This window comes from Natronococcus sp. A-GB1 (assembly GCF_029688845.1).
Lineage (GTDB): Archaea > Halobacteriota > Halobacteria > Halobacteriales > Natrialbaceae > Natronococcus.
Genome location: NZ_JARUKW010000011.1, coordinates 1 through 22,568 on the forward strand (window position 1 = coordinate 1; position 22,568 = coordinate 22,568).

A 22,568-nucleotide genomic window follows, 5' to 3' on the forward strand; every position below is an offset into this window, starting at 1 on the left:
CCGAAAACTATTGACAATGGCAACAACGGACCACTCCTTCGATGGGCTGACGGAGTACTGTGCGCAATGTGACCGTGAGACGCTCCACAGCGTGTCCATCCAGATCCGCACTGAGAGCACAAAGCAGGAGAATACGGCGTTCTCTCGAGAACCGTACCGCGTCAGTGAGTGCCAGGAGTGTAACGCTCGAGAGAGCCAACGGATGAACAACGCCTGATCGAGCCACTGATTTGCGCTGTTCGTGATCTGCCCCCTTCTAGCGAGGGCAGCCGTGAACTCTCTGGCCTTCGTCGGAGGAACACCCCGTTCACGGGGAGTGCGTTCGACTAGTGGGTGGCTACGGGAGTGTCGAGAGCGTCCCGAGGATACGCGGCCAGTGGGCGTGTGCAGCCTCGGCGTTGCCAGCGAGGGTGCCGCCGTACGCTGGCCCTGTTGTCCCTCGAAGAGGGAGGTAGGGCTGCAGGATCCGTCGGCCCGCGTCGGCGTACCGGAGGTGTTCGAACGAGGGGTGGCCGCGTGCCTCGAGGCGCTCGGCTGCGAGGGCGTGAAGGCGCGCGCTGGGCCAGACCCCGTCGTCGTCGCCCGAGACGAGCAACACCGGTCCATCGATTCGTTCGACGGGGATCGTTGCGGTCTCGGCCTCGAGCTCCCCGGCAGCCGCGAGGGCCTCGGCGTAACGCCTAGGGCGGTCCACACCCTCTCCCGTCGCCACCGAAAGATACGACCGCGAGCTATCGTCGGCCGTCCAGGCGGCGGTTCCCGCCGGGGGACCACGCACTGCCCCACCCTCCCAGAGGACCCCGCTGCCGCCGACCGAGACGACCGCCCCAACCCCATCGTACAGACTCCCCGCGAACAGTCCGAGCTCGCCACCCCGCCCGATCCCCCAGATCCCGATCCGGTCGCCGGCGACCCGCTCGCGGTCGCGCAGCCAGTCGATCGCGGCCTTGACGTACGTCATCGGGACCTCGGCGACCGCCTCCGGGAGCCCCGGGCCGCCGACGTACTCGAGGGCGAACGCGGTAAACCCGTGTCGGGCCAGTAGTGCGGCGACGTGTTCCTGGGGTGTGCCGTCCGCGCCGTGGAGGACGAGCACACCCGGTCCGGGTCCACCGCTCGAGGGTTCGAAGACCCGGCCGACGAGGTCGCCGACCGGCTCAACGACGGGAGTAACGGGGTGCCACCGCTCGAGGGTCAACCCACCGATCGATCGGTCGTCGGCCACGACGTGGTAGGTCAGGCTGGTCTCGGGGGGCCACCGCTCCGGGTCGACAGTCTCGCCGGCGTACGCCGCCCACGGGATGTCGGCGAACTGGATCAGGGCCCCCGTGGTTGGAACGTCGAGCCCCGCGGGGACGTCGCCGCCGACGATCGGCGCCTCGTTCAGCGACAGCGTCGACGTCTGGGCTTCGACGGTGACGGTGGCGCCGAACGTCTCGCCGGTCGTGTACTCGCCGTCGAGGACGACCTCAAGTTCCGATCCCACGGGGACGCCGTGGAACGTCAGCTCAATCGGTTCGTCGACGCGGACCGGCGCCGGGTGATCGACCGCCAGCGACTCCTCGGGAGCCAGCGTCCCCCCGGTGAGCCCAACGCTGGCTGTCCCACCTAGCAGCGCCAGCACCTGGCGCCGCGAGCGCACACGCCGCGATTCCCTGCCGGTTGCCGGTGGGCCGTTGCTGGGCATCGAATCACAGATCCTTCATCGACTCGTTCGTCCCGGCGACGGTATAAGGACTTTTTGAACCACTATCATACTCGAAAATAGACAGCATCTGCGGACTTGGAGAACTCGACTAGCTCGCTCGCTCTCCGAACAGCAGGTACCCAACCGAGAGGGTAACCACCACCGAGCCCAGCGACCAGTGAAACATCGTGTACGACTCGAACAGCTGGTGGATCGCCCAGCCGGTCACGAACGCGAGCATCGCGGCGTCGAGTTCGCCGGTGTCGACCATCCCGGCGACGATGCTGCCGCCGAGGAGGCCCACGTAGGCGAGCCCGCCGACGAGGCCGGTCTGGATCACGACCGACAGATAGGAGTTGTGCGGCGACGGCGCCGTCTCGGTTGCGAGATAGGGCTCGATCACAACGCTGGCTGGGCCACCGCCGTGGCCGACCAGCAACGGCCCGTCACGGATCGCCTGCAGGCTCGCCGACCAAAGCTCGAACCGGTTCGCCGAGGAGATATCGATGAGGCCGACGGCCATCCCCGCAAGCACGGCGACCACGCCGAAGACGGTCGAGGCGAGCGTAAGCGCCCCGAGACGGCGTCCACCGAGGACGTATCCCGCATAGACCACGACGACGACCATCGCGGCAAGTATCGAAGCCCGGGCGTTCGAGAGCAAGACACCGAGTCCACAGAGGCTGCCGGCGACGATCGCCAGTCCCGCTCCCAGAGGTCGCCGGGCGACAAGGGACCGGTGGAACTCGACGACTGCTGCGACGAACCCGGCAAACGACAACAGCCCGAAGCCGTTCGGATTCGGGAACACCGACTGGAGCGTCGTGTCGACACCGGGAACCGGCGGCGTGCTCGACCACTGACGGACCTCAAAGATCCAGATAGCGTACTCCCCGACACCGTAGGTGGCCAGCCCGAGGAGGACGGCGAGCGACCCCAGAGAGGACAGCAGCCAGAAGAACACCCGATCGGGAACGAGCCGTGGGACGACCAGCAGATTCGTCCCCATGACGAACAGAGCCCAGATCGGCCAGCGAGACTGCGAGCTCGAGGGGTCGAACGCGAGCGTATGGACGAGATAAAGCATCGAAAGCGTCATAAAACAGCCGATAGCGGCCCACTGGACCGGCGTGTACCGGCGGGGGCCAGTTACAGCCAACAGGAACGACAGAAACAGCACGAAGACGACGGTGAGTGCAAGCGGTCGACTTGGCCCGAGGCCGAGACCGGGTGAACTGCTCTGGTAGATCATGGCGAACACGGCCAAGGCAAAGCCGAGCACGGACAGGAGTGCGGCTTGGCGGTGCTCCGAGTCCCGATAGCGGTCGATAGCAAGACGAACGCCAAGTACCGCCGCCAGCAGGACGGCAACCGCTGCGAGCTGCCACGCGAACACCAGGTCGGTCGCGTACGCGACGGTTACGAGCCCCAGGTACAGCCCGAACAGCCCATAAATCACGCCGGCTACGAGCCGGCTTACGCTCCAGTGGCGTCCCTGTGACGTCCCTGGGCTTCGTGTGACAGTTCCCATGAGTGTACTGATCAGAAGTCTCGGGTAAAGGTTTCCGTTGGTCAGTGACCGAGCGACTGGGAGTCACCGCTTCCATCCCAGACACGAGCCGGGCAGCGTCGACGGAGACCGGACGCCACAGCGCTGTTGGCCGTACACGCTACCGGGGTCCGGTGTAGCCCGGCCTCGCTGGCGGTGTCAGCAGACTGCCCTACTGGGAGCGCTTGCCACGCGGGCAAAGCGCCGTCAGCCCTCCGTTACGGTCGACGTAGACCGCGTCCTCAGTGACGAGACACTCCTCGTTGAACCCGTCGTTCCACTCGGTTTCGTCGAAGGTGTAACACCACTCCTCGTGGCCGTCCTCGAGACAGTAGCCGACGACCTCGTCGGGGCTCGACGAGCCAGGGTTGCTGTGGGCGACGACGACCGTGTCGTCGATGATCGCCGGCGGACCGTACGCGTGCGAGCCGTTCTTACACCACTCCGACTCGGGACCCGTCATCTTGAGTTCGTACCGGCCACGGGTGACGGTCCGGTCGCCGACGGCTGCGGTCGTCAGCGCATCGGAGATAAATCCCTCGCGCTCTTTCGTGTCCTCAAGGCTTGTAACTCCTTCCTCCCCGCTGTTCTCGATAAACAGCGCCTCGTCGGTCGCCGCAAGCCCGTTTCCGAAGTCGCCGGCTTGAAGCTGAGCCGAACGCTGGGTCGTCCCCGACAGCGGGTCGAACGCCGCGACAGCGTCAGCGTCGATCGAACGCTCGCTCCGGCGGCCGTCGAGCAGTGCAATCACCGAGCCGTCGATCGCGGCGATCGTGGAGGGCTGCGTGCTGAACACGTAGCTGACGGCATCTGAGTCGTCGGTATGTTCCGGCGTGACCCGGACGGTCTCGCACGTCCACCGAAGTGAGCCATCGTCCGCTGCGAATGCACAAAGCGTGCCGTCGACGGTGAGATAGGCCGAATCAAACGCAGCGACCGGCGCCGACGTCGCAACCTCGTCGCCGAGTTGTTTGCTCCACTTGACGTCGCCGCTGTCGGCGTCGATCGCGGTGAGCTGGGAGCCGGCAACGAACACGGTCCCGTCGGCGACCGCCGGCGTTCCTGCCGCCTCGATCCGCTCACAGGTCCACAGACACTCCCCGGTTGTCGCATCAAGCCCGTGGACGCCCGTTCCCGTTCGCAGATAGACCATCTCGTTGGTTGCGACTGCGTCCCCGGTTTCGCCGTACTGCCAGTCGATGAGATCCGGTTCCTCGAACCCGTCGTTCGCGGCGACAAACCGGGTGTTTCCCGTGTTCCCGGCGTAGGATGACCACCCCTCGGGCTCTGCGAGCGGCGTTTTCTCCGTTGAGTCTGTCCCGCTCCCGAGCGAGGCAAGAAGCCCGCCAGCCGTAAGCGTTGCACCTGTCGCCAGTACCGATCGACGTTGCCAGTCTGCCATCTCCTGTTTGACACCTACTGAGTATCTGTTTCTCTAACAATTATATAATACTTGTGTCTAGTCGTCGGCTAAAACTGATTCTAAGAAGAAGTCGGTATTTAGAACGGTCCACGCTGAACGGAACCAGCCGTGGCACGGCTGTGCCCAGAGCGGCCTCAGGTAGATGGAGGAGTCTCCAGCGTGGGATTTCGGGGTGGCTAGACGAACCGTTCTGCACGCGGGACACCGCAGCGGACAGAAAGGCCGGAGGTGGTCAGCTCGTTGGGGGGTGAACGGGTGTGCCGGGAAGAGGGCACGCTGTGTCCTCCAGCCGTATGAGGTATTCTCGTAGAAGTATTAATATTTTCCCATTGATAGTATAGCTTAGAGCAGATTCGTTCTGGAAAGAGGGTTTTACCCACGCGGGTCGTCCGGGCGACCGTCGACCGGTTCCCGAGGCGTGTGCCGAAGATTGTTGGGAGACAGCGCCGGAACGGGTCCTCCATGACTATCGTCAGACTGTAATTTGTAGCTTATATCTAAGAAGAAAAATATATACTGGTTCAGTAGAGAGTTACCTCAACCGATGGCTTCACCAGGAGAACTTCGTCTGATCGAACGACTGACCAGCACTGAGGCGTTCGAACCGGAGATCGCCGACGACGGCGCCGTGAGCTACACCGACGCAGCCCAGTGTCTCGATGCGACCGACAGCGAACCGGTAACCGTCCTCGAGCGGTTTACCGCCCGTGGCGTGCTGGCAGACGAGTTCATCACGAAGGTGTACGTCTGTCCGGACTGTGCGACCGAGGGGCTCCAGTATACGACTGCCTGTCCGGCCTGCAAGGATCCCCACGCGGTCCAGACCACGCTGGTCGAACACAGCTGTGGACATACGGGGCAGGAGTCGGAGTTCGAGACCGGCGACGGCTACCGGTGTCCCGAGTGTGAACAGGACCTCAAATCAGTTGATATCGAGAAGAAACACCAATACGTCTGTAAGGCGTGTTCCGAGCGGTTCCAAACGCCCGATAACCGACTGCGGTGCCGGGAGTGTACGAACCATCTCCCGCCGCTGGAGGCGATCGAGCGCGTACTGTACCGTTACAGCCTCACCGATAGCGGCAGACAGTGGCTCGACCGGCAGAAACGGGCCCGACAGACCGCCAGGGAGACACTCGAGGAACGACGGTTTACGACGGAGGTCGACACGACGGTGACTGATGGGGGAACGTCCCAACCGGTCCACCTTCTGGCTCGAGACGAGTTGATGGGCGAACAACGAGTCGTCTCGATCCACGAGACGCCGGCGATCGACGACGTCGACAGGTTCTGTGCGTTCGCAAACGAGTCGCTCGGTGCCCTCCCGGTCGTGATTACGACGTCGGGAGCCGTCGAAACCGACGTCGCGACGCGGGCCGAAGAGACCGAGCTGACGGTGCTCGCGTTCGATGGGGACGACGAGGGGACGCTCGAGGCGGAGTACGAGACCGTCGAGAACGCGCGTGCCCACGAAAGCGGTCTCTTCCAACGCCTGAGTGCGGTGCTCGAGATTCCCGGTCGCCCATAGCTCAGATTTCGACAGCCTTCTCTATCCACAGCCCTGAACCGAAGGAACTCTCCGTCACCCACAGCCGTCGGCCGACGACGTCCGAGCCAGTTCCCCAGTCTATCGCCACCGAGAACGGGGAAGAGAGCCATCGATATGCTCGAGGAGAGTCACGGTCAGATGGCTTCCGAGGAGTCTCTGACTCACCGCCACCGGGGTCAACCGATGTACGGGAGTCCTGGTCAGCTCCGGCCATCTCGGGGCAAGCATCGTCCGATGAGTGTCGTGCTCCAGCCGAGATACGAGAGTGTCGTGCTCCAGCCGAGATACGAGTGTGTATTACGGTCTGTAACCATGGAGAGGAGAGAATGGCTGTATCAGAGAGGGATCCTGATGTCGGTTTCCACCCGAAAGGAGGAGATCGGGCCGAACGAACGCGGACTACTGTGACGGCAGCCTACTGACCAACCACCACGGGTGGGAGTGGAAGGCGCTTCGCGCCTTTCGAACGACAGCGAGTCGCAACCAGCAAGAGCGCCAGGGGCCTTCCGAGTGCTCGCATTTACAAGCATCCCTCTCGAGGACGATTACTCTCGCTCGAGATCGTCCGAACGAAGCTCGCCATCGCACGCCAAGCACCGTCTCAGCAAACCGCTCGCAGGCGTGAGATTGCGTACCACAGCTCGCCGAACAACACGCGAATCTCCGTGGCCCGCTCGGCGGCCGCCTCGAGGGGCTCGTCGAAGGGCACCGCGTCGCTGTGGAGTTCGAGGACCCACCGCGTGTCCTGAGACTGACGGCCCAGCCCGACCGACAGCAAGGTCGCTTGCAGGCCGTCCAGCGCATGATGGCAGCACAGCAGCGCGACCCGCCCGTGCTCGGTGTACGCATGGTCGGGCATCTGATATGATCCGCTTGCGGCGGCCGTCACGGCCCCCGGACTCCATCGCTGTCTCGACCAGTCCCATCGTCTCGAGGGTGTGGACGACCTCGCGGATCGCCCGCCGCCCCAGCCGGTAGCGGTCGCTGACCCCCTCGCTGTGGAGCACCTCGTGGATCCGCTCGGTCGTCACCGGCTGGTCGACCGCGCCGGTGTGGCGGTTGCGCCGGGAGATCTTCGATCACTCACCCCTCGAGGACCGCCTCGGCTGGCCCCGCCTCGCGGTGGACGACGAGCAGACCGGGGCGCTGGGAGGCCCAGAGATAGACGGCGAGGGCAGCTATTACTGGCGCAGCTTTCTTCGCACTGACATCTGGTTCAAAACATTTTGCCACTAGTATTAGTACATAATTACATTTATACCTCAACTCATTCAAAACTATTAGAAACTCTAATATCCTCTGTGGTTGAAATACTCGAGCATGTAGTAAGTTAACTTATAACGTATAAACTGCAATCAGAAAACCGAGAAGCCGATTGGAGGGCGACACAGAGGAGAGCGACGGGGAAATGGGAACTCAAGCGTGACGCTCCGGTACGAAAGCGCGGAATGACACGATGATGCGCAACACACGGCGATTTGGCCGACGTACAGTATTAACAATGGGGGGAGCGGTCCTTGCGGGGAGTGCGTACACGGGAACGGTAGCGGCCGACAGCCACCTGATCGAGGTTTCACCGGCTTCCCTTGAATTAGAGCCAGAGGAAACCGGGACTGTCGACGTCGAGATCCAGGGACCGCCGTTCGGTCGGACGGATGTTGAGGTGTCGGGTGTCGCTGCCGACCCGGACACGTTCCAACTGTCGGGCCGGGGAGCCACCCAAACGGTTTCGGTAGGCCCTGTTACGGAGGACACGGGAGCCACGTTCGACGCCTCGACTCCGGCTGGCGAGACCCAGGTCGTCACCGTCGATGTCGACTTCGACGAACCCGACCCGCTCCTCGGTGGGACGGCTGCAGATACGGAGATTCCCGTCGTGATATTCGAGGCAGACCACTCCGAAGACCAGTTCAACGCGCTGGAGGCGATCGATCTCACGGATCCGTTCACGCTGGCCGTCGAGGCACCCGCGTTGGCCACCGACGAGTCAACGGAGTACGCGGTGACCGCGTACTACGAGGAATTCGGGGAGTCGCCAAACGACCGACTTGCTGGTCCGTCGGTGCCGCTCTCGTTTGACGAGCAGGGCATCGCCTCGGTAACGATCGGCGCTGCTGGAACGGATGCCGATGTCTCGACCGGGCTCGCCCCCGGACCGATCAGCGGCGACGCGACGTTGGTCAACCAGATCGAGGTTCCCGCGCGCGCGGAGCGAGTGGCTGTCGAAACCCAGTAGACGAGGACGCAGGGCTCCCGACCGGGCGATAGTTTCACAGTCGGACACGCCTCCCGGAGCAACTCCGAGCAGCGTGCCGAGACCAGGGGAGCCAACCCGGAACCAGCGGCGGTGGCGGCCGACGCCGCGGACGACTCCACCGTGTCGGGTCGGCTCGAGGACCGCCTCGGCTGGCCCCGCCTCGCGGTGGGCCTCGAGCCACTCCCGATCGGCGGTACTCTCCAGGACCAGCTCGAGGCTTTGCCCGACGAGCGCCTCGAGTATCGGACTGGGGGGCCTCGTCGTACGTGCTCATCTTTCAGCGGAACTACGTGGATCTGTCTGCCAACACCACGGAGTGTAACGGTTCGGAGCCATACCGCCGATCGCTCGAGAGCGGAATCGAGTGGGTCGGCGATCGACGCGCCGGCAGTTCCCTGGAGCAACGCACCACGATGTCGGACACTCCGGAACGGTTAAGCGATCCGTCCGACAGTGACGAGTGAATGCGTCTCGGCGACCACTGGAAGCGGCTGCTCGCCCTCGGCCTGCTCGTGGGCGCCCTCGGTGGACTGTTCGTCTGGTACGGGACGGTCACGTACGATCCAGCGCTAAACGACTACCCGGACGAAGCGGACATCGCCCCGACTCCCGAGGCGTACGTCGACGAACGGGTGACCCTCAGCGGCGAGATCGTCGCGACCGATCCTGTCGTCGCCGAGGTCGAGGCCGAGGACCGAACGTGGCTCGTTGCCCTCGAGGGCGCCGACGGGGCGCTCGTGCGCGACGGCGAGTCGGCCCCGGGAAAGGAGATCAGGGCCCACGGGACGCTGACCGCGCCGGAGACGCTCGCGACCGACCGCGCGGTCGTCCGCGAGCCCTGGGAACTGACCTACATGTACGCGATCTCGCTCGTCGGCGCGGTGTGGGTGCTCGGTCGGGCGGCTACCGGCTGGCGGGTCGACCCCGACCAGCTCGCGGTCGTCCCCCGCGAGCACCGACTGCCGCTGGACACGGTGTTTGCCTCGCCGTCGGTGCTGGTCTCGCCCGCCGGGACCGACTCGGCAGGGGAGACGGATGGCGAGGAGCCGGCAGAGCCGGCCGACGCCGCGACGAGCGGGGGTGAGCGCGATGGCTGAACTGGTAACCCATATCCTCGCCGCGTACATCCTCGCGACGCTGCTGTCGTGGCGCTACGAGTGGCTGACGCCGCGGTTCGTCACGGTCGCGATGGCCGGTGCGATGATCCCCGATCTCAGCCGGCTGGAGCTCCTCCTCCCGGACGACCTCATCACGGCCGTGCTCGGGGTCCCTTTCGACTGGGGCGCGTTTCACGTCCTGGGTGGCTCGCTGGTGGCCGTAGCGATCGGGACGCTGCTGGTCCCACCAGCGTACCGCCGGCGCGTCGGCGCCCTCCTCCTGTTGGGCATGGCGTCACACCACGCGCTCGATCTGCTCTTGCTCAACCCCTCGGGGTACTCCTACGCGGTCCTCTGGCCGATCACGGGCTATCACCCGCCGTCGCCGGACCTCTACCTGAGCACCGACCGCTGGCCGGCACTGTGCAGCGCCGTCCTCGCCGCTGGTGTCTGGTACGCACGCTATCAACGGTGACACCGGCAGGACGCCGTTCCGGACGGCAGTCCGTTCGACAGCACGATCGTTCGTCGTCTGCGCGGCTTGCCATTTGGTGAGCCACTCGCCCCCCAGTCACCCCACAGGCAACGACAGCACCGTTCGGGTGCCGATGCTGTCCCCCGACGACCACGATCGCGGGGAGGGGTGGGCGGCCCGTGTCACCTGCGGGTGCTGCGAGGACGCCGTCGAGTGGGTCCGACCGGACCGACCGTCACGACGCCCTCGGCCGACTGGGACGGCCTCTCGAGGCCCGCCGCGGGCTCACCGCCAGCCAGTGTGGCGGTTCCGCCGGGCCGCCAGCGCGACACGGACGCCGCTCTGGAGGGCGGGCAACCGGCGTCCCGTCTCGAGTTCGGTCTCGCCATACGGCGGTTCCCAGCCGGCCTCGCCGCCCATCGCGCTCCGGATCCGGCTATCGAGTCGGAGGTCCCACTGGCGCTCCGCGGTGCAGAGCCGGCGAGTGCTACTGTGGCGGCTCGCTCGGCTCCGCGAGCGCATCGGTCTCGTGATACTGGAGGGACAGACCGCGGTCCGACACCGGCGTGATGACGCCGCCCTCGAGCGCCGCGAGACAGTCCTCGACGGTATAGGTCCGGTCGTCGTCCACACAGGGCGCCACCCAGCGCAGCTCCCCGCCCTCGTAGACGGCCAGCGACGCCACCGGCACCCGTAGCTCCGTGCTCGAGCCGGAGTGGAGCAGCGAGCGCGTCTCACACCGGGTGAACGCCGGCGCCAGCGAGTACCCCGCGCGGTCGGCCCACGCCTGGAACGCCGCAACCGTCGCCGACACTGACGACGCGGAATCGCTGAGCGCTTCCAGCGCGGGCCGCACCGTCGTCCACGTTTTGACCTCCACCTCGGCGACCACGTCCCGGTCCTCCAGCCGGCGCGCTCGAGCCACGAGCTCGCCGAGCCGCTCGACGGTGTCAGTCGCGGGGTCCGCACGAACGAAGAGGGCGACTCGAACCGGCCCCAACGGCGGGAGAGTGGACGGACTCATGAGTACTCTGTGGAGTGTTACCACATCACCGGCCATAAGTGTGATGAGATACATGTAAACTGGACAGTCAGGCCTAAAACGGTAGTTTTCACTCCCCTCTTCTCGAGCAGCTGTGGCGCTGGTCCGGAGTCGGGATGGAGCGGCAACCGGGTGGGAGACTGCCGGAAAGCGCCTTTGGTGTCAGCGCTGGCTGGTTCGAACCGAAGTGTCAGCAAGCGTGCGCGATGAGCGCGTCTGCCGTCCCCGATAGCGTTCGCGCGAGTCCCTCGAACGAGTGCCACCGCCGACCGAGCTGTTTCTGGTGACGTCCTCCCACGACTGAAGTCGTGAGCTTCCGCTCTGTTTGTGTCACGCCGAGCCGGAGTGCTTTTTGTGCGTGACTGTCTCTACCGAAGGAGGGTATGTAGTTCAGTTCGGGAGAACGGCTGTACCGGTCCGGCGTTGGCCGAGTGCGAGTCCGCGCGGCGCACTCGACTCGCGGTGAGCGGAGCTGTCGGGCAGCAGGCTCGGGGTTCGAATCCTCGCGTACCCATCGTGTGCCACCCGCACCCGGTTCGGCAGCGCCCGCGGTGAGAGACGGGAGGAACGGGCTCGTTCGAGGTGGGGGTTTATGGCTGAACGCCGTGAACGACAGTGAGTTATGGCAACGACACACACGGAGATCCACCAGTGGATCGATGACCACGAGACGGAGATGGTCGAGTTCCTCGAGGCGTACATCCGGTACCGATCGCCGACGGAGGAGGAAGCCGCGGTACAGCGGGAGTTCATCGAGCCGTTCTTCAGAGACGAAATGCAGTGGGACGCCGTCGACGTCGTGGACGTCTCGGCGGAGGGGGATCGACCCAACATCAACGCCCGGCTCGTCGGTGACGGCGAGGAGGGGGAGACGCTGCTGTTCAACGGCCATTCGGATATCGTCGACGTCTCCGAGGCGGCCGAGGCGGCGTGGACGACCGATCCCTGGGAGCCGGTCATCGAGGACGGGCGACTCTATGGCCGGGGCGCCAACGATATGAAGGGGCCAAACACGGCGATGATCTGGGCGGCAAACGCCGTCATGGAAGCCGACGTCGACCTCGGCGGCGACCTGCTGATGAGTATCGTCGTTGGCGAGGAGCTGGCCCAGCAGGAGTACGGTTCGATCGCCGCCACCGAGGCGTTTCTCGAGGACGGGATCGAGATCCCGATCTGTCTCAACACGGAGCCGACGAACAACGAAATTCATACGAAAAGCGCTGCGACGTTCGATTTCGAGATCACGATCCAGGGCAAGGACGTCCACACCTCCCAGCGCAACCTCACCCGGTATCCACAGCGCCACGACATCCCGGTCGGACACGACGTCGGCGTCGACGCTGGGCTGCTCATGGCCGACCTTCTCCAGGCGTTTGCGGAGCTCGAACACCAGTGGAACATGCGCTACCGCGACGAGATCTACGGCGGTGGGGGAACACCGGCACCCGACAGCCAGGGCGTCGGCCCGATCGGGATCAACTGTACCATCCTCGAAGCCGGCGACTACATCGCGTCCATCCCGGGCCAGGCGACGATCGAGGGCCACGTCTTCTACCCGCCGTTCGTCGACGACGAGGAGCTCTGGGAGGAGATGCAAGCCGTCGTCGACTCGCTGGCGGTCACCCACGACTGGCTGGCCGACCACCCCCCGGAGATGCGGTGGAAAACCGTCTTCGACTGGCCCGCCTTCGAGGTCCCGCTCGAGCATCCGGCTTGCCAGACGCTGGGGACGGTCGTCGAGTCGGTCACCGAGACCCAACCCGTGTATTCGGGCTTCAAAGCCGTCGCCGACAACTCGTACATCCAACGCGAGTGTGGTGTCGAGACGATCAGCCTCGGCCCCGGCGATCTCCTGATGGGGGCACATGGCCCCGATGAGTGTCTGCCACTCGAGCAGTTCATGGTCGCGACCAAGGTGTACGCTGAGATGATCTGTGCGTGGTGTGGCGGCGACCGACGCATCGAGTAGCCGACGGTCGATGCCGCCCGACTGCTGCGTCGGGTGTCGCCGCCCGCGGTCGCGCTGTCAGGGTGCAACGCCGGACCCATCGGTTCGGAGCCCGCGGGTCGTCGGACCCAACACTGTGGCGACGTCTCAGCCGTGCGTTCGGTTCGGAGTTGCAGCCACAGCAGCCACGACCGGTACCCGAACCGCGCACCGATAGAACCAGGTCCCGTCAGCCCCGCGTTCGACCGCCCGGGACGGCCCCTCGAGGCCCGCCGCGGGCCCACGTCCCCGTGGCAGTGTAGCGGTTCCGCCGGGCCGCCAGCGCAACGCGGACGCCGCTCTGGAGGGCGAGCAGCCCGCGCGCCGTCTCGAGCAACGCCACCGTGTCAGTCGCCTCGAGGGTCGCCTCGGCTGGCTCCCCGTTGCGGTGAAGATCGCTCTCTGAAACACTGGAACTGCCGGCAAGGCGGCGGCATCAGCGACGCCTACGCTACACCGCTCGTCTCGCGAACGAGCGACGCGCTGCTCGAGTTCCCCGGCCCGGTGTGGTCGCGACCGTGTTCGCACACGGGAACGGCAGCCGTCTCGCCCGGTCCGCCCGGAGCGCTGCCGCGTCCAGCCGTCGTCGCAGCGAACGGCGCCCGTCGAGCGATCGGGCCTGCCGTCGGGGCGTGTCGGTGAGCTTTATTCGGACCGCCGGCGGAGTATGTGGTATGCCAACACGCGTACTCGTCCCGATCGACGGCGGCGAACAGGCGAGGGCGGCCCTCGAGTTCGCGCTCGAGGAGTTCCCCGACGCGGAGTTCGTCGCGATCCACGTGACCGATCCCGGCGTGATCTACAGGGCGACCGGGCTCGAGACCGGGGCGAAGACCGACCTCGAGACCGGGACAGGAGTGAGAGACGACTACGAACGGATCCGCACCCAACGGGAGGCCGAGGTGGAGCGCCTCCTCGCGGATGCGCGGCGCCAGGCCGAGGCTGCCGGCGTCGCCCTCGAGACCGAGGCCCTCGTTGGTGACGTCCCGAAGCGGATCATCGCCTACGCCGAGGACAACGACGTCGATCGGCTCGTCGTCGGCAGTCACGGGCGGACCGGGGCGAGTCGCCTCCTCCTCGGGAGCGTGGCCGAAACGGTCGCCCGGCGGTCGCCGGTGCCGGTGACGATCGTCCGGTAGTCGGAGTCCGACGACTGCCCCGGTCAGCGCTCGCCGAGCTCACGGTGGCGGTCCCGCTCTTGGACGGACTCGATCGATCCCGGCCCCCTGGACGACCGACAGTCCTCGCCACGTCGCCGCCCACCTACTGGCCGCCACGGTGTGTGAGCCCCCCGGGGCCGGACACGTGGCTCCCGCCCCCGGACCGGGGCGGTTGCCGACGAGGGTGTCCGGTGTTTCGCCGCAACGCCGGCGCCCCCGCGATCGTGACCCGCCCGCGAGAGCGATGGATAGCTGGCAATGGCCTGCACGACCGCTCTCCAAACCTACTGCACAGCGGCGAGGATCGCGTCCAGCTCGTCTTTCCGGAACGACGACGGTGCGTTCTCCGGGTTGGGCGCGTCTACGATACCGATCGTCCACAGGATGCCCGCCCGCATGTCTGCTTTCGGAGGCAGACGCCCGCTCGTCTCGATCTCATACCCCACCGCATCGCACACTGCGGCGAGGTCCTCCTTCGTGAACGCCGGCGATCCCTCCCGTTCAAACCGACCGACCGCTTCCCTGATTGCAGTTCGAAGCTCGTCGACGGTGTGTGCCATACTCGCTACGACGCAGACCTCCGCCGTCTTTGTTCCGGTCGGAATCTCGCTGCTGGCCTGGCCCTCGAGGGCCGCCGACCGGGACTCGACGCGGTCTCCGTTCGCTGTGGTTGCTTCTCGGGGCCAGTCACCGGCTCCCGGACGGTCCGAGGTCGCGTCGATGCGGTCGGCGTCGCGGTCGAAGCGCGTGCCGTCGGTCGTCCCCTCGAGGCGGACTGCTGCTGAGGCGTCGTCGGGTGGTGGGCCGCCGGATCGCCGGTCGCCCGGCGGAGCTCGAACAGCTGTCACTGCGTGCGGGACGGCGCCTCACTCGTGGTCGAGTCCCGACGGAGCCGTCGGCATCGGTGGCGGGAAACGCTGCAAGTGCGTGCGCGCTATCGGAGTCGGGGCTTGGCCCGAGGCGGTTCAGTTCAGTCTCGCCGAGGCGATACGGCCGCCCAGCCGGGAACCGCGGTGTGATCAGGACCTCGAGGACGGCCCGGAGCGCCTCGAACACCCCATCCCCCGGAGGCGGCCTCCTTCTCGCCGCACGTGGTGGATCTCGGTGGCAGCCGTCGTACGTGCTCGTGGTCCAGCGGAACTACGTGTGTCTGTGCGCCGACGACGTGGATGCCGGTTCGGGAGCCCGAGGCGGTCGATCCACGGCTCGAGTGCGGGGGAGTCGATGCCGTCCTCGAGTCTCGAGCAAGCGGGTCTCTGTTGGTCTCGAGGCGGTCAAACGGGGACGCGACGAGAACGACCCCTGGGGGCGCGTGAACCCTCGCTACGTGATCGACGAGACGGGACTCGAGACGCACACCGTCGAGGACGTCCTGCGACGATTCCACGAGGCGGGCTGGAGCCGGAAGGCGAGTCGCGGACGCTACGAGTCCGTCGCGGAGCCGCGGGAACCGTCGCTCGAGGACTCCGTCCCACCGCCTGGACCACCCCATCACCCGACCACCGCGGGTGGGACCGAACGGGACCAGGGGCGTTCGAACCCACAATTCCCTCGAGGACGACTACTCCTCCTCCGAATACTCCGACTCGAGCTCGAGATACGGCCGCAACTGCGCAGCGCGCTCGGTAAGGACGAGTCGATCGCGCCCGCGATCGTAGTCGACGACGTCGTGGGCCGCCAGTTTCGGGATGTGCAGGTGATGAAGCTCGATCGCGGTCCGCTCGACGGCGTCCTCGGCCTCCGTGAGTGCCGTTGCAGCCCCAGTCACCGTGACCGGGTCGTCGACTGAGAGATACCGAACGAGCTCGCGCCGGCGGTGATGGGCGAGCACGGCACAGATCGCATCGACTGTCAAACGGGCATCGTTCGTCTCCGACGGCTCGTCGGTCATTGCCACAGAGATGGTCGGAGACGCGGATGAACTACGGTCACGCGTGAGCAACCTATTATGTCAGCAACGAACGATTCCTACTCGGGGAGCGTCGCGGCGATGAGGTTCTCCGTCCCCCGCCGAAGCAGTTCGGAGACCGCCTGGTGGGAGATGCCGAGCTCCTCGCCGAGCTCGGCCGTCGAGACCTCGCGCGGAACCCGATAGTACCCCCGTTCTGCCGCCGTCAGCAGCGCCTCGTGCTGGCTGGTCGTCAGCGTTCCGAACGTGTGGTGCGCGGTCTCGGGCTCGGCGAGATCGTGAAGCCGGAAGGAGACCTCCCGTTCGGCGAAGTGCTCGCGAAACGCCTCTAACTGGTCGCGCGAGACGAACCGGACGCGTATTCGCCAGCGCCCCTCGGTCACCGTCGCGGCCAGAATCGAGCCCTCGTGGTCGACCATGTCGCGGATCCGGGCTTTCACCGCGTCGCTCCACTCGAGGTGGCAAAACAGCGCCTCGGGAAACTGCTCGGTTTCGACGACCTGCGCCACGGTCGGATCGCGCTCCAGGGCCGCGATGAGCTCGTCGCCCGATCCAGTCGCGATCCAGACGCAGGACATCACCCAGTCGGGACCGCGTGCGGCAACCTGCTCGACCTCGAGGGACAGCTCCGGGACGGCTGTGACCGTCCGCTCGAGCGCGAACGCCTCCGGCGGGACGGAAAACGTTGCAACTAGCATGGTAGTCATACGCTCGCAAGCGATATGAACCGACTGGCGGGGAACGAAAGGAGACGTCCAAGATCTCCGGACTCGGCAGTCGAACGACTGATACGAGAACGACGAGCCGTCCGCCCGGTCCCGGCCTCGAGGACAGTACGAGTCGTCGAGGATCCTCGAGAACCGTCGCTCGACTCCAACTCCCTCCGTCTGAACCACCCGATCACCCACCGATCACAGCCCACTGACCAACCACCGCGGGCGGGACTGAAAGGGGCTGGCGGTGTCGGCGAAGCACGACGAAATCCTCGCGAACGAAGTGAGCGAGGGCAAGCGAGACGTAGTCTCGCGGAGTAAGCACCGCAGCGAAGCGAGGAGCGTGGTTCGAAAGGCGCGTTGCGCCTTTCGTCATACTGCAAGACCTCCGGTCTTGCATAGCTCGCAAACGCGAAGCGTTTGCTCACTCACGAGAGAGCGAAGCTCTCTCGAACGACAGCGAGGCGCGCGAGCCGAGAGCGCCAGGGGCTTTCGGAGTGTTGCCCCTCGAGTCCCCCCTACTCCTCTAGCTCACGCAACTCCAATTCCTCGGCCAGATACGCCTCACCCTTCGCACTGACCTGGTAGTACCCCGCCTCATCAACGCGCTCGAGCAGGTCGTGCGATTCCAGCTCCCGCAGTCGCTGTCGAACGGTGGAGTAGCCGATCTCGTGGCCGTGACGATTCAGGTTCCGATACAGTGGTTTTGCGGGCAACTCGAGATCGTGCTCCGCGAGGAACTCGAGGATAAACCCGTCGTGAATTCCGAGCTGTCGACGTAGACGTGCTACACAGCTGGCGGTTCTCGGTCCGTGCACGGATCATGAACACGCCGGTCGCCGTTTCGGAAGCATCGATGGGAGAGTGGATTTCGTGTGCTTTCAATTCGGATATCGGGTGAACAGCGGTCAGCTCGAGGAAAATCGTCGGGACATGTGAGGTCGAGAAAGCAGACGAAACAGACGAACGCCGGTTTGAAAGAAGACGGATGACTGCATGACAACACTCTGGCCGAGTCGCCAAAGCACACGAAATCCACTCTTCCGCGAGTGACAACCGGATCGCCGACCGGGTGTTCCTCGAGGACGCCCCGCGCCCTCGAGACGCCCCGATCGACGAACCTGGCCTCGAGGAACTCCTCGCGAGCCACGCCGGCGACCGACTCGAGGCGACGTTGTCTCGCCGACGCAGTAGCGCCTCGAGCGCCGAGTCCGTCAGCGGATCGAGGTGCTGGCGTGTCACAATCGACGCCGACGAACGGCGTGTGCGGTCCGATAGGCGACGGCGTAGCCGACGATCATCAAGGCAACCGCAAGGATGACGTTCCCGACGAGCAACCGCACGAGCACGTCCGCGCCGGCATCGAGTCCGATATCGACGTTGGAGGAACCTGAAATCGGCCCGAGCAGCTGGATCCCGATGAGCAAGCTCCCGGCGTAGACGCCGCTTTTCACCAGCGGGTTCAGGACCGCAACGGCAGCGACGAACGCAACCTTGTTGGCCCAGACGAACCGATGGCTGGCCCACGCGAGCACCGGCAGCCCGGCGCCGAGGGTCGGCAGCGCCGTGACGAAGATCCCGAGCGCGAAGCTACTCGCGATCCACTGCGGTGGGTGATCCTCGGTGAACGCCACCCGGAACGCGCTCCGGACGCGGAGTACCGGGCGCGTGACCCAGCTGGAATTCATTACGGTGGTCGTCCGAACGACGCTGAGCTACAAAGCCCTGTGCACCGTTGACATCCTCTCCGCCCTGAAGGGCGAAGATTCCCACGGCACCGCACCGCTGAGCTGGGATGTTTAAGGTTTGTAGCGGCCCTGATGACGGCTACTGGCTGTGCCAACCAGCCGTTACTCCTATCCCGGCATGAGAGTCGGAGGTACTTCTTGCTGCACCCCGAGTCCACAACACAAAGAGGTTCTTTCTGCGTGAAATCGGGGAATCCCGATATTGTCCGATTAGTGGGGCGGGTAGACCGCCTCGGTCACATGATAATACGCAATCATATGAGTTAACACATTCGTGTAGCACGTCAAACGTGGTTCACGAAGATTTTGTCGGATTCATCCCCGCCGTGAACGGCGGGGCTTTCTCCTCGAACTTCCGTAAAGCCGGACGCGACGTGGTGGCTCGAGGAGGAGCCCAGCCCCTCGCGACCCCCAGCACATCTCGATCGCCGCACCCGAACTCGTCGCCTACGAATCGAGCGGGATCGTCCGCTTTCGCGTCGGATCGGTCAGATACGGCTCGAGGTCGGAGACCTCCTTCAGGACGACCTCGCCGCTCGCGCGGTCGTACGCGAGCACGCCGTGGTCGGCCAGTCGCGGGAGGTGGTTGTGGAGCAGCCGAAGCTCGGCGCGCTCGCGCTCGAGTTCGTCGGCACGGTTTTGCCGGCGAGCGGCGAGCTGGTCGGCCAGGATGCCCACCGTGGAGCGGCCATCGTTCTCGAGCAGCTCCGTGAGGATATGCTGGCGGTCCGTGTCAGCCAGGATGGCGAACGCCTCGTGGGTGTCCATACCTGTCCTGGGGACAACGCGGGCAAAAGGTCCGCTCCAAAACACATGGGACCCGTCAGCGAGACGATTCACCTCGCGATCAGGTTCGCCACCGCAGCGCCGACCGGCTCACCCGATGGGTCGGTCGTGGCGGTCCGCCTCGGAGGGAGCGGTGTCGGCAAACAGACGCTCGAGAGGGCGGTGGCGCCGGCGAACACACCGTTTCCGGTCGTCTTCAGCGGAACTACCGCTGTCTGACCACGAGGAGTCCAGCGGTTCGTGAAACGGACCGATCCGCAGCTTCGTCGGACTCCCGGTCCGGATCGACGAGCCGAACCGTTCTGGAGGTTCGGGTGGCACCGAACCGGACTCCTCGAGGGACTTCGCGACACCCGTGTGTCGACACCTGCTGCAGCGTGCGGCGGGCGAGTCGTGATGAGGTGACCGTATCCACCAGATCTACACATGTCGCTGCCTGTCATGAGCCACAGTATGACACCCCTTCCGTCCACACCGACGAATCGGCGTTCGACCGCGTCCGAGAGGCGATCCGCAACCGCGAGGATCCAACCGAGAACGACGCGCCGACGGGACCCGGCTTCCCCACACCCGGCTGAGCGGGACCCGAATCGAGACCCGACGGCTCGGTTTTACACTCCCATTTTCCGGACGGATTCCGACTCGAGCGCTCGATACCGACCCCTCGCTCGTTCTCATCGCCTGGAATCATGCCATGCTGTTACAACGGTCCCCGAGAAACGAACGACGGAATGAACGAGGCGATCCCTGCCCAGTGTCCCGACTGTGGCACGACGGAGCTGAACCTCGCTCGCGTCCCGCCGGCCGACCACGACCGCGGCCAGGAGTGGGTGGTCCACGCGACGTGCGAGCACTGTGACGAGTACACCCAGTGGTTCGAGTGAGTCTCGGCCACTTCGACGACGCCGGTCCGATCTCCGTTCCGCGTTCGACCGTCGACAGCTCGTCGTTCGCCTCGATCGCCGAGCGACGGCTCGAGACGGTTGCCACTCGCCTGTTTTCGATACCGATCCCGAACCCCCACGCACGATGACCCTCTCATAACAGGCAACCCAGAAACGACAGCGAAACGGACAGTCGGAGACGGCGATCTATGACACGTGTCCAAACGACCGCTTCTGCCTGCCGAAGCCAGGTCGCCCGGTCGTACCGTCTCGAGGCGTACACTAAAGCCTACATGTTTCGTCAACGGTTGTGAGAGTCGAGGACGCGGACCGAGAGACGGCTTCGTCCACGAACTCTCTCGAGCCCGTCACCCGAACTCGTCGACCGCGACCGGCTCGGCGTCGAGTCCTTTATCCGCTCCAGCACCGACGACTACCCATGTCGATCGAAACCGGCGACTCGGTCACCATCGAGTACACGGCCCGGTTCGCCGACGGCCCCGTGTTCGATACGACGGACGAACAGGTCGCCGAGGAGACGGGACTGGTCGAGCACCTCCCCGACCGCGAGTTCGAGCCGCTGACCTTCGAGGTCGGCGATAGCGAGCTCATCGAGGGGGTCACCGACGCGCTCGTCGGGATGGACGAGGGCGAGGAAAAGACGGTTACGGTCCCACCGGAGAAGGCCTACGGCGAGCGACGCGACGACCGAGTCATCGAACACAACACCGTCGAGTTCGACCAGATGCTCGAGTCGGAGGGGCGCTCCCTCGAGATGGGGACCCGGATCGAGACCAAAGACGGCAGCGTCGGCGAGGTCACACACATCGATCCGGAGATCGTCCGCATCGACTTCAACCACGAACTGGCGGGCGAGACCCTCGAGTTCGATCTCGAGATCCTCGAGATCCACTGAGCCGCTCGAGGGCACATCCGGAGCAGAACGGCGAGCGAACCGGAACGGCGAGTCCGGGATCTCGACGAGCCCGACCGAACCGAGAAACGGACGTGCTACTCGCTCGAGGACACCGACCGGGTGAGCCAGCCGACGACCGCTACGACACTCAGCAGCGCCGCGCCGAGCGTTCCGTAGAACAGCCCTGGTCGGCGCTCGGGCATCGATCTGGCCAGAAACAGCGCAACGCTGAGGCCGTGGTGGACCGGGTTCAGCGTCTGGCCGTCGACGTCCTCGTACCGGACGTCGATCGGACGCTCGGTGATCTCGAGTTCGGCGTCCTGGGCGTCCATGATGAGCTCGCTCTCGACGCCCATCCCGGTCGTCTCGATCGAGAGCGTCTCGACGGCGTTCCGGGAGAACGCGCGAAAGCCGCTCTGGGTGTCCGAGAGCTTCGTCCCGCTCGAGCCGAACGTCAGGTAGTCGAGCACCTGCTGGCCGACGCGTCGGTACCCCGGCGTCTCGTCCTCGTCGGTCTCGAGGTACCGGCTGCCGATGACCATGTCGGCGTCGGCCGCCTCGACGGGTTCGACGACCGTCGGGATCTCCTCCGGGAGGTGTTGCCCGTCGCCGTCGAGGATCACGAGCGAGTCGTAGTCGGTCGTTCGGACGTACTCGAACAGCGTCCGCAACGCCGTCCCCTTCCCCTGGTTGTGCTCGTGCTCGAGCAGCGTCGCGTCGGTTTCGTTGACGACCTCGACGGTGTCGTCGCTGCTCCCGTCGTCGACGACGACGACCTCGGCGGCGAACTCGGCTGCCTGCTCGACGATAGCCTCGATACTGGCCCCTTCGTTGTACGCCGGAATTCCGATCAGACGGCCGGGGTCGGCCGATGACGGCGTGGTGACGGCTTCGGTGCTGAACGACGACGACGCGATGCTCCGACGGCGGCTCGCGTCGAGGTCGACCCGGTCGCCGCTTCCCGTGACGACGAGTCCGTCACAGCCGTCGGCCTCGGCGGCCGAAACCAGCTTCGACCGTCGACTCTCGGCGTCGGCGGGCGGCTCGAGCACGGTGGCCCCCAGCTCCTCGAGTGAGGAAACGGCGTCGCCCTCGAGGCCCGTGTCGAGGACGAAGACGGCGGAGTTGCTGGCGCGTGCTCGGGAGACGGTCCGGAGCGAGACCCGACCGTCGTCGGGAATCAGCCCGAGACCGAGCTGTGCTTCTGTAGACGCTATCGGTGAGTGTTGTTGTGAGGTGATCATTGGGTAAACGGGATGTGCTCTGCGTCGGCTGCCCGGTGTCGGAACGATCGCTTCGAGACAGTCGGCTGGCCGTACCGCGGTTTCGTGAGACTTTTGACGGCGGTAAAGCGGCTCCCGACCCCGAGACCCGATCGGAACGCGA

At 65.5% G+C, this 22,568-nt stretch carries 26 protein-coding genes and 1 tRNA gene; 12 read left to right on the forward strand and 15 right to left on the reverse strand.

The annotated features are described in order from the left end of the window. Positions 1-16: 16 nt before the first annotated feature. The gene (locus QA600_RS13370; RefSeq protein WP_278292604.1) at positions 17-217 is read left to right on the forward strand and encodes a hypothetical protein; all 201 of its coding nucleotides are present in this window, start codon (positions 17-19) and stop codon (positions 215-217) included. Positions 218-337: 120 nt separating this feature from the next. On the opposite strand, the gene QA600_RS13375 is transcribed toward QA600_RS13370, so the two are convergent. From QA600_RS13375 to QA600_RS13385, 3 genes are all read right to left on the reverse strand, one after another. Next, positions 338-1,642, reverse strand: coding sequence for an acyl-CoA thioester hydrolase/BAAT C-terminal domain-containing protein (locus QA600_RS13375; protein ID WP_278292446.1), 1,305 nt, complete (start codon positions 1,640-1,642; stop codon positions 338-340). A gap of 154 nt (positions 1,643-1,796) precedes the next feature. After that, positions 1,797-3,218 carry an O-antigen ligase family protein gene (locus QA600_RS13380; protein WP_278292448.1) on the reverse strand — a complete coding sequence of 474 codons (1,422 nt, stop codon included), beginning with the start codon at positions 3,216-3,218 and terminating at the stop codon, positions 1,797-1,799. A 190-nt stretch (positions 3,219-3,408) separates the two neighbouring features. Then, a complete protein-coding gene (locus QA600_RS13385; protein ID WP_278292449.1) occupies positions 3,409-4,638 on the reverse strand; it encodes a PQQ-binding-like beta-propeller repeat protein in 1,230 nt (409 codons plus the stop codon). A 565-nt stretch (positions 4,639-5,203) separates the two neighbouring features. On the opposite strand from QA600_RS13385, the gene QA600_RS13390 reads away from it, so the two are divergent. Further along, positions 5,204-6,187 (forward strand): hypothetical protein, encoded by a 984-nt coding sequence (locus QA600_RS13390; RefSeq protein WP_278292450.1) that lies wholly within the window; start codon positions 5,204-5,206, stop codon positions 6,185-6,187. 622 nt (positions 6,188-6,809) lie between these two features. Here QA600_RS13390 and QA600_RS13395 read toward each other — a convergent pair. Together QA600_RS13395 and QA600_RS13400 are read right to left on the reverse strand one after the other, a co-directional pair. Further along, positions 6,810-7,067: a hypothetical protein gene (locus QA600_RS13395; protein ID WP_278292451.1), complete on the reverse strand. Its 258-nt coding sequence runs from the start codon at positions 7,065-7,067 to the stop codon at positions 6,810-6,812. Positions 7,068-7,291: 224 nt separating this feature from the next. After that, positions 7,292-7,441, reverse strand: a complete 150-nt coding sequence (locus tag QA600_RS13400) for a hypothetical protein (RefSeq protein WP_278292452.1) — start codon at positions 7,439-7,441, stop codon at positions 7,292-7,294. A gap of 268 nt (positions 7,442-7,709) precedes the next feature. Between QA600_RS13400 and QA600_RS13405 the strand changes: the two genes are divergently transcribed. From QA600_RS13405 to QA600_RS13415, 3 genes are all read left to right on the forward strand, one after another. Further along, positions 7,710-8,444, forward strand: a complete 735-nt coding sequence (locus QA600_RS13405; protein WP_278292453.1) for a hypothetical protein — start codon at positions 7,710-7,712, stop codon at positions 8,442-8,444. A gap of 485 nt (positions 8,445-8,929) precedes the next feature. Further along, positions 8,930-9,562: a hypothetical protein gene (locus tag QA600_RS13410; protein WP_278292454.1), complete on the forward strand. Its 633-nt coding sequence runs from the start codon at positions 8,930-8,932 to the stop codon at positions 9,560-9,562. Then, positions 9,555-10,037, forward strand: coding sequence for a metal-dependent hydrolase (locus QA600_RS13415; protein ID WP_278292455.1), 483 nt, complete (start codon positions 9,555-9,557; stop codon positions 10,035-10,037). Before QA600_RS13410 ends, QA600_RS13415 begins: the two co-directional genes overlap by 8 nt. A gap of 285 nt (positions 10,038-10,322) precedes the next feature. Here QA600_RS13415 and QA600_RS13420 read toward each other — a convergent pair whose 3' ends face one another. Both QA600_RS13420 and QA600_RS13425 read right to left on the reverse strand, forming a co-directional pair. Then, positions 10,323-10,559, reverse strand: coding sequence for a hypothetical protein (locus QA600_RS13420; protein WP_278292608.1), 237 nt, complete (start codon positions 10,557-10,559; stop codon positions 10,323-10,325). Continuing rightward, positions 10,525-11,061, reverse strand: coding sequence for an HTH domain-containing protein (locus tag QA600_RS13425; RefSeq protein WP_278292456.1), 537 nt, complete (start codon positions 11,059-11,061; stop codon positions 10,525-10,527). Before QA600_RS13425 ends, QA600_RS13420 begins: the two co-directional genes overlap by 35 nt. Before the next feature lie 397 nt (positions 11,062-11,458). Here QA600_RS13425 and QA600_RS13430 point away from each other — a divergent pair. Further along, positions 11,459-11,593 (forward strand) — tRNA-OTHER (locus QA600_RS13430). Between the two features lie 108 nt (positions 11,594-11,701). Further along, entirely contained in the window at positions 11,702-13,048 is a 1,347-nt protein-coding gene (locus tag QA600_RS13435) for a M20/M25/M40 family metallo-hydrolase (protein ID WP_278292457.1), read from the forward strand. A gap of 208 nt (positions 13,049-13,256) precedes the next feature. Here the strand turns inward: QA600_RS13435 and QA600_RS13440 are convergent, their stop codons facing one another. After that, positions 13,257-13,409: a hypothetical protein gene (locus tag QA600_RS13440; RefSeq protein ID WP_278292609.1), complete on the reverse strand. Its 153-nt coding sequence runs from the start codon at positions 13,407-13,409 to the stop codon at positions 13,257-13,259. A 331-nt stretch (positions 13,410-13,740) separates the two neighbouring features. On the opposite strand from QA600_RS13440, the gene QA600_RS13445 reads away from it, so the two are divergent. After that, entirely contained in the window at positions 13,741-14,205 is a 465-nt protein-coding gene (locus QA600_RS13445) for a universal stress protein (protein ID WP_278292458.1), read from the forward strand. A gap of 305 nt (positions 14,206-14,510) precedes the next feature. On the opposite strand, the gene QA600_RS13450 is transcribed toward QA600_RS13445, so the two are convergent. The 6 genes from QA600_RS13450 to QA600_RS13475 all read right to left on the reverse strand — a co-directional run bounded on the left by QA600_RS13450 (position 14,511) and on the right by QA600_RS13475 (position 19,364). After that, entirely contained in the window at positions 14,511-14,786 is a 276-nt protein-coding gene (locus QA600_RS13450; RefSeq protein WP_278292605.1) for a hypothetical protein, read from the reverse strand. 1,001 nt (positions 14,787-15,787) lie between these two features. Then, complete coding sequence (locus QA600_RS13455; protein WP_278292459.1) at positions 15,788-16,117, reverse strand: hypothetical protein; 330 nt, start codon at positions 16,115-16,117, stop codon at positions 15,788-15,790. 77 nt (positions 16,118-16,194) lie between these two features. Further along, positions 16,195-16,833, reverse strand: coding sequence for a helix-turn-helix domain-containing protein (locus tag QA600_RS13460; RefSeq protein WP_278292460.1), 639 nt, complete (start codon positions 16,831-16,833; stop codon positions 16,195-16,197). Between the two features lie 533 nt (positions 16,834-17,366). After that, the gene (locus QA600_RS13465; RefSeq protein ID WP_345782030.1) at positions 17,367-17,612 is read right to left on the reverse strand and encodes a winged-helix domain-containing protein; all 246 of its coding nucleotides are present in this window, start codon (positions 17,610-17,612) and stop codon (positions 17,367-17,369) included. A gap of 474 nt (positions 17,613-18,086) precedes the next feature. Continuing rightward, positions 18,087-18,536, reverse strand: a complete 450-nt coding sequence (locus QA600_RS13470; RefSeq protein WP_278292462.1) for a DUF2062 domain-containing protein — start codon at positions 18,534-18,536, stop codon at positions 18,087-18,089. A 507-nt stretch (positions 18,537-19,043) separates the two neighbouring features. Beyond that, positions 19,044-19,364: a hypothetical protein gene (locus tag QA600_RS13475; RefSeq protein ID WP_278292463.1), complete on the reverse strand. Its 321-nt coding sequence runs from the start codon at positions 19,362-19,364 to the stop codon at positions 19,044-19,046. A 45-nt stretch (positions 19,365-19,409) separates the two neighbouring features. Here QA600_RS13475 and QA600_RS13480 point away from each other — a divergent pair, with 45 nt between their 5' ends. From QA600_RS13480 to QA600_RS13495, 4 genes are all read left to right on the forward strand, one after another. Next, complete coding sequence (locus QA600_RS13480) at positions 19,410-19,601, forward strand: hypothetical protein (protein WP_278292464.1); 192 nt, start codon at positions 19,410-19,412, stop codon at positions 19,599-19,601. Positions 19,602-20,113: 512 nt separating this feature from the next. Beyond that, on the forward strand, positions 20,114-20,266 hold the full coding sequence (locus tag QA600_RS13485) for a hypothetical protein (protein ID WP_278292465.1): 153 nt from the start codon (positions 20,114-20,116) through the stop codon (positions 20,264-20,266). After that, positions 20,254-20,415 carry a hypothetical protein gene (locus tag QA600_RS13490; protein ID WP_278292466.1) on the forward strand — a complete coding sequence of 54 codons (162 nt, stop codon included), beginning with the start codon at positions 20,254-20,256 and terminating at the stop codon, positions 20,413-20,415. Before QA600_RS13485 ends, QA600_RS13490 begins: the two co-directional genes overlap by 13 nt. Before the next feature lie 290 nt (positions 20,416-20,705). Further along, positions 20,706-21,182 carry an FKBP-type peptidyl-prolyl cis-trans isomerase gene (locus QA600_RS13495; RefSeq protein WP_278292467.1) on the forward strand — a complete coding sequence of 159 codons (477 nt, stop codon included), beginning with the start codon at positions 20,706-20,708 and terminating at the stop codon, positions 21,180-21,182. Positions 21,183-21,277: 95 nt separating this feature from the next. Here the strand turns inward: QA600_RS13495 and QA600_RS13500 are convergent, their stop codons facing one another. Beyond that, complete coding sequence (locus QA600_RS13500; RefSeq protein ID WP_278292469.1) at positions 21,278-22,426, reverse strand: glycosyltransferase family 2 protein; 1,149 nt, start codon at positions 22,424-22,426, stop codon at positions 21,278-21,280. Positions 22,427-22,568: the final 142 nt, after the last annotated feature.

Bases quoted from the DNA above. Each gene is read 5' to 3' on its own strand.
- QA600_RS13370 (WP_278292604.1), top strand. From the start codon at position 17: ATGGCAACAACGGACCACTCCTTCGATGGGCTGACGGAGTACTGTGCG.
- QA600_RS13380 (WP_278292448.1), bottom strand. From the start codon at position 3,218: ATGGGAACTGTCACACGAAGCCCAGGGACGTCACAGGGACGCCACTGG.
- QA600_RS13385 (WP_278292449.1), bottom strand. From the start codon at position 4,638: ATGGCAGACTGGCAACGTCGATCGGTACTGGCGACAGGTGCAACGCTT.
- QA600_RS13390 (WP_278292450.1), top strand. From the start codon at position 5,204: ATGGCTTCACCAGGAGAACTTCGTCTGATCGAACGACTGACCAGCACT.
- QA600_RS13395 (WP_278292451.1), bottom strand. From the start codon at position 7,067: ATGCCCGACCATGCGTACACCGAGCACGGGCGGGTCGCGCTGCTGTGC.
- QA600_RS13405 (WP_278292453.1), top strand. From the start codon at position 7,710: ATGGGGGGAGCGGTCCTTGCGGGGAGTGCGTACACGGGAACGGTAGCG.
- QA600_RS13410 (WP_278292454.1), top strand. From the start codon at position 8,930: ATGCGTCTCGGCGACCACTGGAAGCGGCTGCTCGCCCTCGGCCTGCTC.
- QA600_RS13415 (WP_278292455.1), top strand. From the start codon at position 9,555: ATGGCTGAACTGGTAACCCATATCCTCGCCGCGTACATCCTCGCGACG.
- QA600_RS13420 (WP_278292608.1), bottom strand. From the start codon at position 10,559: ATGCGCTCGCGGAGCCGAGCGAGCCGCCACAGTAGCACTCGCCGGCTC.
- QA600_RS13425 (WP_278292456.1), bottom strand. From the start codon at position 11,061: ATGAGTCCGTCCACTCTCCCGCCGTTGGGGCCGGTTCGAGTCGCCCTC.
- QA600_RS13435 (WP_278292457.1), top strand. From the start codon at position 11,702: ATGGCAACGACACACACGGAGATCCACCAGTGGATCGATGACCACGAG.
- QA600_RS13445 (WP_278292458.1), top strand. From the start codon at position 13,741: ATGCCAACACGCGTACTCGTCCCGATCGACGGCGGCGAACAGGCGAGG.
- QA600_RS13450 (WP_278292605.1), bottom strand. From the start codon at position 14,786: ATGGCACACACCGTCGACGAGCTTCGAACTGCAATCAGGGAAGCGGTC.
- QA600_RS13455 (WP_278292459.1), bottom strand. From the start codon at position 16,117: ATGACCGACGAGCCGTCGGAGACGAACGATGCCCGTTTGACAGTCGAT.
- QA600_RS13460 (WP_278292460.1), bottom strand. From the start codon at position 16,833: ATGCTAGTTGCAACGTTTTCCGTCCCGCCGGAGGCGTTCGCGCTCGAG.
- QA600_RS13470 (WP_278292462.1), bottom strand. From the start codon at position 18,536: ATGAATTCCAGCTGGGTCACGCGCCCGGTACTCCGCGTCCGGAGCGCG.
- QA600_RS13475 (WP_278292463.1), bottom strand. From the start codon at position 19,364: ATGGACACCCACGAGGCGTTCGCCATCCTGGCTGACACGGACCGCCAG.
- QA600_RS13480 (WP_278292464.1), top strand. From the start codon at position 19,410: ATGGGACCCGTCAGCGAGACGATTCACCTCGCGATCAGGTTCGCCACC.
- QA600_RS13485 (WP_278292465.1), top strand. From the start codon at position 20,114: ATGAACGAGGCGATCCCTGCCCAGTGTCCCGACTGTGGCACGACGGAG.
- QA600_RS13495 (WP_278292467.1), top strand. From the start codon at position 20,706: ATGTCGATCGAAACCGGCGACTCGGTCACCATCGAGTACACGGCCCGG.
- QA600_RS13500 (WP_278292469.1), bottom strand. From the start codon at position 22,426: ATGATCACCTCACAACAACACTCACCGATAGCGTCTACAGAAGCACAG.